The organism is Escherichia sp. KTE96 (genome assembly GCF_000408525.1).
GTDB classification, from domain to species: Bacteria; Pseudomonadota; Gammaproteobacteria; order Enterobacterales; family Enterobacteriaceae; genus Escherichia; species Escherichia marmotae.
Genome location: NZ_KE137149.1, coordinates 157,892 through 171,574, shown reverse-complemented (window position 1 = coordinate 171,574; position 13,683 = coordinate 157,892). Strand labels below are relative to the sequence as shown.

At 51.8% G+C, this 13,683-nt stretch carries 12 protein-coding genes; 10 read left to right on the top strand and 2 right to left on the bottom strand.

The window, feature by feature from the left end:
* The first annotated feature begins 63 nt into the window (after window positions 1–63).
* The 6 genes from ilvB (at window position 64) to uhpT (ending at window position 7,075) form a co-directional block, all read left to right on the top strand.
* The gene (gene ilvB, locus A1WG_RS13435) at window positions 64–1,752 is read left to right on the top strand and encodes an acetolactate synthase large subunit (RefSeq protein ID WP_001517437.1); all 1,689 of its coding nucleotides are present in this window, start codon (window positions 64–66) and stop codon (window positions 1,750–1,752) included.
* Between the two features lie 3 nt (window positions 1,753–1,755).
* The gene (gene ilvN / locus A1WG_RS13440; RefSeq protein WP_001181706.1) at window positions 1,756–2,046 is read left to right on the top strand and encodes an acetolactate synthase small subunit; all 291 of its coding nucleotides are present in this window, start codon (window positions 1,756–1,758) and stop codon (window positions 2,044–2,046) included.
* Window positions 2,047–2,118: 72 nt separating this feature from the next.
* Window positions 2,119–2,709 carry a response regulator transcription factor UhpA gene (gene uhpA, locus A1WG_RS13445; RefSeq protein WP_000633662.1) on the top strand — a complete coding sequence of 197 codons (591 nt, stop codon included), beginning with the start codon at window positions 2,119–2,121 and terminating at the stop codon, window positions 2,707–2,709.
* The gene (gene uhpB, locus A1WG_RS13450; RefSeq protein WP_001517438.1) at window positions 2,709–4,217 is read left to right on the top strand and encodes a signal transduction histidine-protein kinase/phosphatase UhpB; all 1,509 of its coding nucleotides are present in this window, start codon (window positions 2,709–2,711) and stop codon (window positions 4,215–4,217) included. Before uhpA ends, uhpB begins: the two co-directional genes overlap by 1 nt.
* Window positions 4,218–4,226: 9 nt before the next feature.
* Window positions 4,227–5,546, top strand: coding sequence for an MFS transporter family glucose-6-phosphate receptor UhpC (gene uhpC, locus A1WG_RS13455; RefSeq protein WP_001517439.1), 1,320 nt, complete (start codon window positions 4,227–4,229; stop codon window positions 5,544–5,546).
* A gap of 137 nt (window positions 5,547–5,683) precedes the next feature.
* A complete protein-coding gene (gene uhpT / locus A1WG_RS13460; RefSeq protein WP_016242554.1) occupies window positions 5,684–7,075 on the top strand; it encodes a hexose-6-phosphate:phosphate antiporter in 1,392 nt (463 codons plus the stop codon).
* Between the two features lie 42 nt (window positions 7,076–7,117).
* Here uhpT and adeD read toward each other — a convergent pair whose 3' ends face one another.
* On the bottom strand, window positions 7,118–8,884 hold the full coding sequence (gene adeD, locus A1WG_RS13465) for an adenine deaminase (RefSeq protein ID WP_001517440.1): 1,767 nt from the start codon (window positions 8,882–8,884) through the stop codon (window positions 7,118–7,120).
* 174 nt (window positions 8,885–9,058) lie between these two features.
* Between adeD and adeQ the strand changes: the two genes are divergently transcribed.
* The 3 genes from adeQ to nepI all read left to right on the top strand — a co-directional run bounded on the left by adeQ (window position 9,059) and on the right by nepI (window position 12,308).
* Window positions 9,059–10,393, top strand: coding sequence for an adenine permease AdeQ (adeQ, locus tag A1WG_RS13470; RefSeq protein WP_001517441.1), 1,335 nt, complete (start codon window positions 9,059–9,061; stop codon window positions 10,391–10,393).
* Between the two features lie 52 nt (window positions 10,394–10,445).
* Window positions 10,446–10,898: a DUF1198 domain-containing protein gene (locus A1WG_RS13475; RefSeq protein WP_001517442.1), complete on the top strand. Its 453-nt coding sequence runs from the start codon at window positions 10,446–10,448 to the stop codon at window positions 10,896–10,898.
* A 219-nt stretch (window positions 10,899–11,117) separates the two neighbouring features.
* Complete coding sequence (gene nepI / locus A1WG_RS13480; RefSeq protein ID WP_001288577.1) at window positions 11,118–12,308, top strand: purine ribonucleoside efflux pump NepI; 1,191 nt, start codon at window positions 11,118–11,120, stop codon at window positions 12,306–12,308.
* Window positions 12,309–12,349: 41 nt separating this feature from the next.
* Here nepI and yicS read toward each other — a convergent pair whose 3' ends face one another.
* Window positions 12,350–12,643: a protein YicS gene (gene yicS, locus A1WG_RS13485; RefSeq protein WP_000843473.1), complete on the bottom strand. Its 294-nt coding sequence runs from the start codon at window positions 12,641–12,643 to the stop codon at window positions 12,350–12,352.
* A gap of 220 nt (window positions 12,644–12,863) precedes the next feature.
* Here yicS and nlpA point away from each other — a divergent pair, with 220 nt between their 5' ends.
* Window positions 12,864–13,682 (top strand): lipoprotein NlpA, encoded by an 819-nt coding sequence (gene nlpA / locus A1WG_RS13490; protein ID WP_000779416.1) that lies wholly within the window; start codon window positions 12,864–12,866, stop codon window positions 13,680–13,682.
* The last annotated feature ends 1 nt before the right edge of the window (window position 13,683 follow it).

Here is a 13,683-nt window from a genome sequence, read left to right as displayed (position 1 = left end):
ACCGGGCGGGGTTTTTCGTTTAAGCACCCCCGGAAAGTCGGCCCAGAAGAAAAGGACTGGAGCATGGCAAGTTCGGGCACAACATCGACACGTAAGCGCTTTACTGGCGCAGAATTTATCGTTTATTTCCTGGAACAACAGGGCATTAAGGTTGTGACGGGGATCCCTGGTGGCTCAATTCTCCCTGTCTATGACGCCTTAAGCCAAAGTACACAAATCCGCCATATTCTGGCCCGTCACGAACAAGGAGCGGGATTTATCGCCCAGGGGATGGCGCGCACCGACGGAAAACCAGCGGTTTGCATGGCCTGCAGTGGGCCGGGAGCGACTAATCTGGTGACTGCCATTGCCGATGCGAGGCTGGACTCCATTCCGCTGATTTGCATCACCGGTCAGGTTCCGGCCTCAATGATTGGCACCGACGCCTTCCAGGAAGTCGATACCTACGGCATCTCTATCCCCATCACCAAACATAACTATCTGGTCAGACATATCGAAGAACTTCCGCAGGTCATGAGTGATGCCTTTCGCATTGCGCAATCAGGCCGCCCTGGCCCGGTGTGGATAGACATTCCTAAGGATGTGCAAACAGCGGTTTTTGAGATTGAAGAACAACCTGCTCCGGTAGAAAAAGCCGCCGCGCCTGCCTTTAGTGAAGAGAGCATTCGTGACGCGGCAGCGATGATTAACGCAGCCAAACACCCGGTGCTTTATCTGGGAGGCGGTGTGATCAACGCGCCTGCGCGGGTGCGTGAACTGGCAGAGAAAGCGCAACTGCCCACCACCATGACCTTAATGGCGCTGGGCATGTTGCCAAAAGCGCATCCGCTGTCGCTGGGTATGCTGGGAATGCACGGTGTACGCAGCACCAACTTTATCTTGCAGGAGGCGGATCTGCTGATTGTGCTCGGTGCACGTTTTGATGATCGGGCGATAGGCAAAACCGAGGAGTTCTGCCCGAACGCGAAAATCATTCATGTTGATATCGACCGCGCAGAGCTGGGCAAAGTTAAGCAAGCGCACGTGGCGATTCAGGCGGATGTTGATGATGTGTTGGCGCAATTAATCCCACTGGTGGAAGTCCAACCGCGTACAGAGTGGCACCAACAGGTGGCTGATTTACAACGCGAATTCCCGTGCCCTATCCCGAAAGCATGCGATCCGTTAACGCATTACGGCCTGATCAACGCCGTTGCCGCCTGTGTGGATGACAACGCGATTATCACGACCGATGTTGGTCAGCACCAGATGTGGACCGCACAAGCGTATCCGCTCAATCGTCCTCGTCAGTGGCTGACCTCCGGTGGGCTGGGAACCATGGGCTTTGGCCTGCCAGCGGCGATTGGCGCGGCGCTGGCAAACCCGGATCGCAAAGTTTTATGTTTCTCCGGTGACGGCAGTCTGATGATGAATATTCAGGAGATGGCCACCGCCAGCGAAAACCAACTGGATGTCAAAATCATTCTGATGAACAACGAAGCGTTAGGGTTGGTGCATCAGCAGCAAAGCCTGTTCTACAAGCAGGGCGTTTTTGCCGCCACCTATCCGGGCAAAATCAACTTTATGCAAATAGCCGCCGGATTCGGCCTCGAAACCTGTGATTTGAATAACGAAGCCGATCCGCAGGCTGCGTTGCAGGAAATTATTAATCGCCCTGGCCCGGCGCTGATCCACGTGCGCATTGATGCCGAAGAAAAAGTTTACCCGATGGTGCCGCCAGGTGCGGCGAATACTGAAATGGTGGGGGAATAAACCATGCAAAACACAACTCATGACAACGTGATTCTGGAACTCACCGTTCGCAACCATCCGGGCGTAATGACCCACGTTTGTGGGCTTTTTGCCCGCCGCGCCTTTAACGTCGAGGGTATTCTCTGCCTGCCGATTCAGGACAGCGACAAAAGCCATATTTGGCTACTGGTTAATGATGACCAGCGGCTGGAGCAGATGATAAGCCAAATCGACAAACTGGAAGATGTGGTCAAAGTGCAGCGTAATCAGTCTGACCCGACCATGTTTAACAAGATTGCAGTGTTCTTTCAGTAACCGCTCAAGGCTTGAACAGCGGCGCGCTTATCGTTAAGGTAAGCGCGTTTTTTTACCCGCCAGGACAAGACCATGATCACCGTTGCCCTTATAGACGATCACCTTATCGTCCGCTCCGGCTTTGCGCAGTTGCTGGGGCTGGAACCTGATTTGCAGGTAGTTGCTGAGTTTGGCTCGGGGCGCGAGGCGCTGGCCGGATTGCCTGGGCGCGGTGTGCAGGTGTGTATTTGCGACATCTCAATGCCGGATATTTCGGGGCTGGAGTTGCTAAGTCTGCTACCAAAAGGGATGGCGACAATTATGCTCTCCGTTCATGACAGTCCGGCGCTGGTTGAACAGGCGCTTAATGCGGGCGCGCGCGGTTTTCTCTCCAAACGTTGTAGCCCGGACGAACTGATCGCCGCCGTGCATACAGTTGCCACGGGCGGCTGTTATCTGACGCCGGACATCGCCATTAAGCTGGCATCCGGCCGCCAGGACCCACTGACCAAACGCGAACGTCAGGTGGCGGAAAAGCTGGCGCAAGGGATGGCAGTAAAAGAGATCGCCGCTGAACTGGGGTTGTCGCCTAAAACGGTGCACGTACATCGCGCTAATCTGATGGAAAAACTGGGCGTCAGTAACGACGTTGAACTGGCTCGCCGTATGTTTGATGGCTGGTGATGAAGACGTTTTTTTCCCGCTTAATTACCGTTATAGCCTGCTTTTTTATTTTCTCTGCCGCGTGGTTTTGCCTGTGGAGTATCAGCCTGCATTTGGTTGAACGCCCGGAGCTGGCTGTGCTGCTGTTCCCGTTTGGCTTGCGGCTGGGACTGATGTTGCAATGCCCGCGCGGATACTGGCCCGTATTGCTGGGCGCGGAATGGTTGCTGATTTACTGGTTGATGCAGGCGGTTGGGTTAACGCATTTTCCGTTATTGATGATCGGTAGTTTACTGACGTTACTGCCCGTGGCGTTGATTTCTCGCTATCGCCATCAGCGTGACTGGCGCACGTTGCTGTTACAAGGAGCAGCGTTGACGGCGGCAGCGTTGTTACAGTCACTGCCCTGGCTTTGGCACAGGTATGGAAACGAGTCGTGGAACGCGCTGTTATTGACCTTAACTGGCGGTCTGACGCTGGCTCCTGTTTGTCTCGTGTTCTGGCATTACCTGGCGAATAACACCTGGCTACCGCTGGGGCCGTCGCTGGTTTCTCAGCCGATAAACTGGCGTGGACGCCATCTGGTCTGGTACTTGCTGCTGTTTGTTATCAGTCTCTGGCTGCAACTGGGGCTGCCGAACGAACTGTCGCGCTTTACGCCATTCTGCCTGGCGCTGCCGATTATTGCCCTGGCCTGGCACTATGGCTGGCAAGGAGCGCTGATTGCGACGCTGATGAACGCCATTGCGTTGATTGCCAGCCAGACATGGCATGATCATCCGGTGGATTTATTGCTCTCGCTGCTGGTGCAAAGCCTTACAGGCTTGTTGCTTGGTGCAGGTATTCAGCGACTGCGCGAGCTTAACCAGTCGCTGCAAAAGGAACTGGCGCGCAATCAGCATCTTGCCGAACGTTTGCTGGAAACCGAAGAGAGCGTGCGCCGCGACGTAGCGCGTGAACTGCACGATGATATCGGCCAGACCATCACCGCTATTCGCACCCAGGCGGGCATTGTTCAGCGATTGGCAGCGGATAACGCCAGTGTGAAGCAGAGTGGGCAGCTAATCGAACAACTGTCGCTGGGCGTTTACGACGCGGTGCGCCGCTTGTTAGGGCGGTTACGCCCACGTCAGTTGGATGACCTCACTCTTGAGCAGGCCATCCGTTCACTGATGCGAGAAATGGAACTGGAGGGGCGCGGTATTATCAGTCATCTCGAATGGCGGATAGATGAATCGGCGTTAAGTGAAAACCAGCGAGTAACGCTGTTTCGTGTCTGCCAGGAAGGGCTGAACAACATTGTGAAACATGCCGATGCCAGTGCGGTCACGCTGCAAGGCTGGCAGCAGGATGAGCGGTTAATGCTGGTGATTGAAGACGATGGTAGCGGTTTGCCGCCAGACTCAGGGCAACACGGTTTTGGCCTCACCGGAATGCGTGAGCGCGTGACGGCGCTGGGCGGCACCTTAACCATCTCCTGTCTGCACGGCACACGCGTCAGTGTCTCTCTCCCCCAACGTTATGTCTAAGGCTTGATGATGTTGCAGTTTCTGAAAGCGCCTGCCGACGCGCCGCTGATGAGTGATAAACGTGAAATTGATGCCTGCTACCGCTACTGGCGTCGGCATATTTTGTTGACCATCTGGTTAGGTTATGCGCTGTTTTATTTCACGCGTAAAAGTTTTAACGCCGCTATGCCGGAAATCCTTGCTACCGGCGTGCTAAGTCGTAGCGATATTGGCCTGTTAGCAACCCTGTTTTATATCACCTACGGTTTGTCGAAGTTTGTCTCCGGCATTGTCAGCGACCGCTCAAATGCGCGTTATTTTATGGGGATTGGGCTTATCGCGACTGGCATCATCAACATTCTGTTTGGATTTTCCACTTCGCTATGGGCGTTTGCCGTGCTCTGGGTGTTGAACGCCTTTTTCCAGGGTTGGGGGTCGCCGGTTTGTGCGCGTCTGTTAACTGCCTGGTATTCACGTACCGAGCGTGGCGGTTGGTGGGCGCTGTGGAATACGGCACATAACGTTGGCGGTGCGTTGATCCCCATCGTGATGGCGGCAGTTGCGCTGCATTATAGCTGGCGTATCGGGATGATGATTGCCGGAAGTTTAGCCATTATAGTGGGGGTTTTTCTCTGCTGGCGGCTACGCGACCGCCCGCAGGCGTTAGGTTTACCGGCGGTCGGAGAATGGCGGCATGACGCACTGGAGGTAGCCCAGCAACAGGAAGGGGCGGGGTTGACACGTAAAGAGATCCTCACCAAATATGTGTTGCTGAATCCATACATCTGGCTGCTTTCGTTCTGCTACGTGCTGGTTTACGTGGTTCGTGCAGCGATTAACGACTGGGGCAACTTGTACATGTCCGAGACGCTGGGCGTCGATTTGGTGACGGCGAATACCGCGGTAACCATGTTTGAACTGGGCGGATTTATCGGTGCGCTGGTTGCAGGCTGGGGATCGGACAAACTGTTTAACGGTAACCGTGGGCCGATGAATTTGATATTCGCCGCGGGGATTTTGCTTTCTGTCGGCTCGCTGTGGCTGATGCCGTTTGCCAGTTACGTGATGCAGGCGACCTGCTTTTTCACCATTGGCTTTTTTGTTTTTGGCCCGCAGATGTTAATCGGCATGGCAGCGGCAGAGTGTTCTCACAAAGAGGCGGCAGGGGCAGCGACGGGGTTTGTCGGCTTGTTTGCTTATCTTGGGGCATCGCTCGCCGGTTGGCCGCTGGCGAAAGTGCTCGATACCTGGCACTGGAGCGGTTTTTTTGTGGTTATCGCTATCGCCGCCGGGATTTCGGCGCTGCTGTTACTGCCCTTTTTGAATGCTCAGGCACCACGCGAAGCGTGATGCATCTCACCTTTTTACTTCATATCCGGCAAAACTAAGAAATTTTCCTGGTTTTGCCTGGACGCTATCCCAGGCCTGATTTGCTGCTGATTTTTACAATGAATACCTCACGCAGGTATTCATTTCAGGAGTAACCCATGCTGGCTTTCCTCAACCAGGTTCGCAAGCCGACTCTGGATCTTCCGCTCGAAGTGCGGCGCAAAATGTGGTTCAAACCGTTCATGCAATCCTACCTGGTGGTCTTTATTGGCTACCTGACGATGTACCTGATTCGTAAGAACTTTAACATTGCGCAGAACGACATGATCTCCACCTACGGGCTGAGCATGACGCAGTTGGGGATGATAGGACTGGGCTTCTCCATCACCTATGGCGTGGGTAAAACGCTGGTTTCCTATTACGCTGACGGCAAAAATACTAAGCAGTTCCTGCCATTCATGCTGATCCTTTCAGCCATTTGTATGCTGGGGTTCAGTGCCAGTATGGGCAGCGGCTCGGTTAGCCTGTTCCTGATGATTGCTTTCTACGCCTTAAGCGGCTTTTTCCAGAGCACCGGCGGTTCGTGCAGTTACTCCACCATCACCAAATGGACGCCGCGTCGTAAGCGCGGGACGTTCCTCGGTTTCTGGAACATTTCCCACAACCTCGGCGGCGCGGGTGCGGCGGGTGTGGCGCTGTTCGGCGCAAATTACCTGTTCGATGGCCACGTGATTGGCATGTTTATTTTCCCGTCGATTATTGCACTGATTGTCGGTTTTATCGGTCTGCGTTACGGAAGTGACTCCCCTGAAGCTTATGGTCTTGGCAAAGCCGAAGAACTGTTCGGTGAAGAGATCAGCGAAGAGGACAAAGAGACGGAATCCACGGATATGACCAAGTGGCAGATCTTTGTCGAATATGTTTTGAAAAACAAAGTGATCTGGCTGCTGTGCTTCGCCAACATCTTCCTGTACGTGGTGCGTATTGGTATCGACCAGTGGTCAACCGTCTACGCTTTCCAGGAACTCAAACTCTCTAAAGCGGTAGCGATTCAGGGCTTTACGCTGTTTGAAGCAGGCGCACTGGTCGGTACGCTGCTGTGGGGCTGGCTCTCCGACCTGGCGAATGGTCGCCGTGGCCTGGTGGCCTGCATCGCGCTGGCACTGATTATCGCGACACTCGGTGTGTATCAGCACGCCAGCAATCAATACATCTACCTGGCTTCTCTCTTTGCATTAGGTTTCCTGGTATTTGGTCCGCAACTGTTGATTGGCGTGGCGGCTGTTGGCTTTGTACCGAAAAAAGCGATCGGCGCTGCCGACGGGATTAAAGGCACCTTCGCCTACCTGATTGGTGACAGCTTTGCCAAGTTAGGTCTGGGGATGATTGCCGATGGTACTCCGGTATTCGGCCTTACCGGCTGGGCTGGAACCTTCGCCGCGCTGGATATCGCCGCAATTGGCAGTATCTGCCTGATGGCGATAGTCGCGGTGATGGAAGAACGCAAAATCCGCCGCGAGAAAAAAATTCAGCAGTTGACAGTGGCATAAACGTAACTGGTGACTTTTGCCCGGCATGATGCCGGGCTTTTTTTATTCCGCGATCTCAAGCGTAGTGAAGGAAAACGTCTCGCCATCAAACAAACCCTGGCTGGTCAGTTTCAGCGCGGGGATCACTGGCAGGGAAAGAAATGCCATCTGAATAAACGGTTCATCCGGTAGTGGACCACATTCACGGGCGGCGACTTTCAATGCGTCAATTTGTTCCGCCAGTGACTGTGCTGTGTCGGTGCTCATCAGCCCGGCAATGGGCAACGGCAGGTGGCTCTGTACCTGACCGTTACGTACTACGCAAAGCCCACCGCCGTCCTGAATAACCTGATTCACCGCCAGCGCCATTTCTTCGGTGCTACGACCGATCACCACAATATTATGGCTGTCATGGCTGACCGTCGCCGCCATCGCGCCTTCGTTCAGGCCAAAGCCGCCGAGCAAACCACAGGCCGGAGCCAGTCGTTGCCCGTAGCGCTCAAGCACGGCAATAAAGCACACATCATCGCGATCAAAACCGTTTTCGCTGTAAACGCAGGAGCGGGAGTGCGTAATCAGTTCGTTATGAATAACGTCAATGACACGATAGCGTTTTCCGGGAGTAAATTGCAGCGCAAAGTCGCTGGCGGAAACTGGCTGGCGGGCAATGGTATTGCCATACGGCGGGGCAGATTGCGCCAGTCTTACCGACTCTTGTGCCTGTAAGGTTCGTGCGTCAATCGGTTCGCCTTTCACCAGTACCTGTTGTACTGTGACCTTACGCGCGTCACTTAGCAGAACGATATCGGCCTGTTTGCCTGGTGCCAGTAAACCGAGATGATTAAGACCAAAATGACGCGCCGTCGACCAACTGGCTACACGATATGCCACATGCAGCGGCACATTGTGTTGTTCGATCAGGCGGCGGATTAAGGCGTCGATATGCCCTTCATGGGCAATTTCCCACGGGTTACGGTCATCGGTACAGAGCATGCATTGCGGGCTGTTAAATTCGTTGATCAACGGTGCCAGTGCATTGAGATTGCGGGCGGCGGACCCTTCGCGGATCATCAACGACATACCGAGTTGTAATTTCCGGCGACCTTCTTCCAGCAGATAACTTTCGTGGCAGTTTTCAATACCCGCAGCAATATAAGCGTTAAGTTCTTTACCACCCAAACCGGGACAGTGACCGTCCAGCGTCAGATGGCGAAACGCGTCCAGTTTATCGAGTAGCGCATTTTGGCCGCTAATCACGCCTGGATAGTCCATCATCTCGGCCAGACCGGTAACCTGCGGATGATCCCGCCAGGTGAGCATCTGTTCGAGGGTAAAACTGGCGCCGTTTACATCGCAGCCTTCCAGGGCGGGAACGCAAGAACTGACCTGCAAATACTGATTCTGCCTTGCCTGTTCAGCGCAGCGGGCAAACCAGGCGAATCCGGCTTCACCCATGACGTTGACGATTTCATGAGGGTCGCAAATGACGGTTGTCAGGCCACGCGGCAGGGTGGCGGTTTCAAAGGTGACTGGCGTCATCATGCTGGATTCAATATGCAGGTGAGCATCAATAAACCCCGGCACTGCCGTTGCGCCGTTAGCATCAATTCGATGCAAAGCCGGAGCGTCGGCGTATTCTGCGCCAACACCGGCAATGTAACGCCCTTTAATCACAATCGGGCCGGAAATTTCTCCGCCATTGATCAGATCCAGAATAGAGACATTATCAATAATATAATCGGCAACGGCTTTTCCACGGGATACGGCTAACAATTCCTGGTATTCGCCCCGACTAATGTGATGAAATTTATGGCTAATAGAATTATTCATGTTTTTCTCATTTTGATTTTATCAGTTTGATTATTATTTATCATAAAGAAACGTCGCGAGATTATTAAAGAATATCCATTAATGTGCAATTGAAATGTGATAATTATCACTGAACCGTTGTTGTCATTTGTTTTACAAAAGCAAGAAATTAAATCTCCTTCAATGGACAAAAAAATGAATAATGAAAATATCGATTACGTGAGTAATGAATCAGGGACGCTTTCGCGATTATTTAAACTGCCGCAACATGGGACCACCGTCCGCACAGAATTGATTGCAGGGATGACCACTTTTTTAACCATGGTGTACATCGTTTTCGTTAACCCGCAAATTCTCGGTGCGGCGCAAATGGATCCGAAAGTGGTGTTTGTCACCACCTGTCTGATTGCCGGTATCGGCAGCATTGCGATGGGGATATTTGCTAACTTACCCGTAGCGCTGGCTCCAGCAATGGGGCTGAATGCCTTCTTTGCGTTTGTGGTGGTGGGGGCAATGGGCATCTCCTGGCAGACCGGTATGGGCGCTATATTCTGGGGCGCAATAGGGCTATTTTTGCTCACGCTTTTTCGTATACGTTACTGGATGATATCTAACATTCCGTTAAGTTTACGTATTGGTATCACCAGTGGCATCGGGTTATTTATTGCCTTAATGGGATTAAAAAACACCGGTGTTATTGTCGCCAATAAAGATACGCTGGTGATGATTGGTGATTTAAGTTCTCATGGTGTGTTGTTGGGTATTTTAGGTTTTTTTATTATAACCGTGTTGTCATCACGTAATTTTCACGCCGCGGTGTTGGTTTCTATTGTTGTTACTTCCTGCTGTGGATTATTTTTTGGTGATGTTCATTTTAGCGGCATCTATTCCATTCCACCTGATATTAGCGGTGTTATTGGTGAAGTTGATTTGAGCGGAGCATTGTCGCTTGAACTGGCCGGTATCATTTTCTCCTTTATGTTGATCAACCTATTTGATTCATCAGGAACATTAATTGGCGTAACTGATAAAGCTGGCTTAATAGATAGCCACGGTAAATTCCCGAATATGAATAAGGCGCTGTATGTCGATAGCGTCAGTTCGGTGGCTGGCGCGTTTATCGGCACCTCTTCTGTTACCGCCTATATTGAAAGTACTTCTGGTGTGGCGGTCGGTGGTCGCACGGGGCTGACTGCGGTAGTGGTCGGCGTTATGTTCCTGCTGGTTATGTTTTTCTCGCCGCTGGTGGCGATGGTTCCTCCTTACGCAACCGCCGGGGCGTTAATCTTTGTTGGTGTGTTGATGACTTCAAGTCTGGCGCGCGTTAACTGGGATGATTTTACCGAATCGGTGCCCGCATTTATTACCACGGTAATGATGCCTTTTACCTTTTCAATTACTGAAGGTATCGCGCTGGGCTTTATGTCGTACTGCATCATGAAAGTGTGCACCGGGCGCTGGCGCGATCTGAACCTGTGTGTGGTGGTGGTAGCGGCGCTATTTGCGTTGAAAATCATCCTGGTGGATTAGTATCTGATAAGTGTTTCCAGATATCATGAGTGCCGTTTACGCAGGAGAACTCATGATCTGGATAATGCTTGCCACGCTGGCGGTGGTGTTTGTGGTTGGTTTTCGGGTGCTGACATCCGGGGCCAGAAAAGCGATTCGCCGCCTGAGCGATCGGCTGAATATTGACGTGGTGCCTGTCGAATCGATGGTCGATCAGATGGGAAAATTAGCCGGTGACGAATTTTTACGTTATCTGCATCGCCCGGATGAGTCGCACTTACAAAACGCCGCGCAGGTGTTGCTCATCTGGCAAATTGTCATTGTCGATGGCAGTGAACAGAACCTGCATCAGTGGCATCGAATTTTGCAAAAAGCCCGTCTCGCCGCACCCATTACCGATGCACAGGTGAGGCTGGCGCTGGGTTTTCTACGAGAGACAGAGCCTGAAATGCAGGAAATTACCGCTTTCCAGATGCGCTATAACGCGTTTTTTCAGCCTACTGAGGGCGTTCACTGGCTGCATTAAAACCGCTTTGCCTGATGCGACGCTGGCGCGTCTTATCAGGCCTACAGACCGAGTACGGATAAGGCGTTCACGCCGCATCCGGCAATCTTTGTCTTGTTCCGTTTCAATCTTACCCCTACCTCATGCGACACCGTAAAAGTTGCAAAAACGTTAAATGCATCACACATTTCAATGTTAAAGTGGTCGGCTTTTCCCCTGAAACATGCCTCGAGTAACACCATGAGTGAATTTATTACAGAAAACCGCGGCGCGGGTGCCATCAGCCGACCGAACTGGTCAGCCGTTTTCTCGGTGGCGTTTTGCGTCGCTTGCCTGATTATCGTTGAGTTTTTGCCTGTCAGTTTATTGACGCCAATGGCTCAGGATTTAGGTATTTCGGAAGGGGTTGCCGGACAATCGGTGACTGTTACCGCCTTTGTAGCGATGTTTGCCAGTTTGTTTATTACCCAGACAATTCAGGCCACTGACCGTCGCTACGTTGTTATTTTGTTTGCCGTTTTGCTGACGCTCTCTTGCTTGCTGGTTTCCTTTGCCAGTTCCTTCAGGATGTTGTTAATCGGCCGCGCTTGTCTGGGACTGGCGCTGGGTGGGTTCTGGGCAATGTCAGCGTCGCTGACCATGCGGCTGGTGCCGCCTCGAATGGTGCCGAAGGCTCTGTCGGTGATCTTCGGTGCCGTTTCTATCGCGCTGGTGATTGCCGCGCCGTTAGGCAGCTTTTTAGGCGAGCTTATCGGCTGGCGCAATGTCTTTAACGCGGCGGCAGTGATGGGCGTTCTGTGTATTTTCTGGATTATTAAATCATTGCCCTCACTGCCTGGCGAACCGTCACATCAGAAGCAAAATACCTTCCGCCTGTTGCAGCGTCCGGGGGTGATGGCCGGGATGATCGCTATCTTTATGTCCTTTGCGGGGCAATTCGCTTTCTTCACTTATATTCGCCCTGTGTATATGAATCTGGCGGGATTCGGCGTAGATGGCTTAACGCTGGTACTGCTGAGTTTTGGTCTCGCCAGCTTTGTCGGTACATCGCTTTCGTCGATCATTCTTAAACGTTCGGTAAAACTGGCCTTAGCGGGCGCACCGTTAGTGCTCGCCTTTAGCGCGCTGATACTGGTGTTGTGGGGAAGCGATAAAATTGTTGCTACCGGCGTGGCGATTATCTGGGGGCTGACCTTTGCTTTAATTCCCGTTGGCTGGTCAACGTGGATCACCCGCTCACTGGCTGATCAAGCAGAAAAAGCCGGGTCTATTCAGGTGGCCGTTATTCAGCTTGCCAATACCTGTGGCGCGGCAATCGGCGGTTATGCGTTGGATAACATTGGCCTGACTTCGCCGTTAATATTGTCCGGTACGTTGATGTTGCTTACCGCACTGTTGGTTACCGCAAAGGTGAAAATGAAGAAATCCTGATGTCAGGTTAAAGAGGCGTTAGTCAGAGGTCATTGCCACTCTTACATATCCGGGCATTCTACCCGACCCAACGCTTCCCAGTAGTTATTCTGATTATTACGCTCCATCGCCACGATGGCTTCGCGTATGTGTTGTTTATTGCCTTCATCTGACAACATTAACTTTTCCCATGCTTCATCTGACAATGAAGCCTGTGGGGTGCAAATTTTCCGCAAATCCTGCAATACCGTATTTTTCTCTTTTGCGGATTGTAATGAGCTAAAAGGTGACTCGGCGTATACGATATCTGGCACAGTAAAAACGGTGAAAATAAGCAGTAGTGTCGTTGATTTCATGGATTCAACCTCTTACAAATGCGCATCGAATAAAGCATAAGTGTAGTTTGCTTTATTCGCTCTCATCATGCTGTACGAAACGCGCTTGTGTAGTCAGTAAGAAGTGCCAGACCTTATATGCCTCTTTTATTCCTTTTTATTCTTATCGATAGCGTTTCGTTTTTTAAACCGCAGCGACCTTACCGCTATAGTCAGGTAATCATTAATAAAAGGATAAAAAATGAAACTGACAACACATCATCTACGGACAGGGGCTGCATTATTACTGGCGGGGATCTTGCTGGCAGGCTGCGACCAGCAAAGCAGCGATACAAAACACATTAAAGTTGGCGTAATTAACGGTGCTGAACAGGATGTGGCGGAAGTCGCTAAAAAAGTGGCCAAAGAGAAGTATGGCCTTGAGGTTGAACTGGTAGGATTTAGTGGCTCATTGCTGCCTAATGATGCAACAAATCATGGTGAACTGGATGCCAACGTTTTCCAGCATCGCCCTTTCCTTGAACAGGATAATCAGGCTCATGGTTACAAGCTGGTGGCGGTGGGAAATACCTTTGTCTTCCCGATGGCTGGTTATTCGAAAAAAATCAAAACGGTCGATCAGCTAGAAGATGGGGCGACAGTAGCAATTCCGAATGATCCGACCAATCTGGGTCGTGCGCTGTTACTGCTGCAAAAAGAGAAACTGATCACCCTGCAAGAGGGAAAAGGTTTACTGCCAACGGCGCTGGATATTACCGGGAACCCGCGCCATTTGCAGATAATGGAGCTGGAAGGGGCACAATTACCGCGAGTGCTGGATGATCCGAAAGTGGATGTGGCAATTATCAGCACGACTTATATTCAGCAAACCGGGCTTTCCCCGGTGCATGACAGCGTTTTTATTGAAGATAAAAATTCGCCGTATGTGAATATTCTGGTGGCGCGGGCAGATAATAAGGATGCAGAAAATGTGAAGGAATTTTTGCAATCTTATCAATCACCGGAAGTGGCTAAAGCGGCAGAAACTATCTTTAACGGTGGCGCGGTGCCGGGCTGGTAAT

Coding starts and splice junctions, on each gene's coding strand:
- uhpA (WP_000633662.1), top strand. CDS start 2,119: ATGATCACCGTTGCCCTTATAGACGATCACCTTATCGTCCGCTCCGGC.
- adeD (WP_001517440.1), bottom strand. CDS start 8,884: ATGAATAATTCTATTAGCCATAAATTTCATCACATTAGTCGGGGCGAA.
- yicS (WP_000843473.1), bottom strand. CDS start 12,643: ATGAAATCAACGACACTACTGCTTATTTTCACCGTTTTTACTGTGCCA.
- ilvB (WP_001517437.1), top strand. CDS start 64: ATGGCAAGTTCGGGCACAACATCGACACGTAAGCGCTTTACTGGCGCA.
- uhpT (WP_016242554.1), top strand. CDS start 5,684: ATGCTGGCTTTCCTCAACCAGGTTCGCAAGCCGACTCTGGATCTTCCG.
- uhpB (WP_001517438.1), top strand. CDS start 2,709: ATGAAGACGTTTTTTTCCCGCTTAATTACCGTTATAGCCTGCTTTTTT.
- A1WG_RS13475 (WP_001517442.1), top strand. CDS start 10,446: ATGATCTGGATAATGCTTGCCACGCTGGCGGTGGTGTTTGTGGTTGGT.
- uhpC (WP_001517439.1), top strand. CDS start 4,227: ATGTTGCAGTTTCTGAAAGCGCCTGCCGACGCGCCGCTGATGAGTGAT.
- nepI (WP_001288577.1), top strand. CDS start 11,118: ATGAGTGAATTTATTACAGAAAACCGCGGCGCGGGTGCCATCAGCCGA.
- ilvN (WP_001181706.1), top strand. CDS start 1,756: ATGCAAAACACAACTCATGACAACGTGATTCTGGAACTCACCGTTCGC.
- adeQ (WP_001517441.1), top strand. CDS start 9,059: ATGAATAATGAAAATATCGATTACGTGAGTAATGAATCAGGGACGCTT.
- nlpA (WP_000779416.1), top strand. CDS start 12,864: ATGAAACTGACAACACATCATCTACGGACAGGGGCTGCATTATTACTG.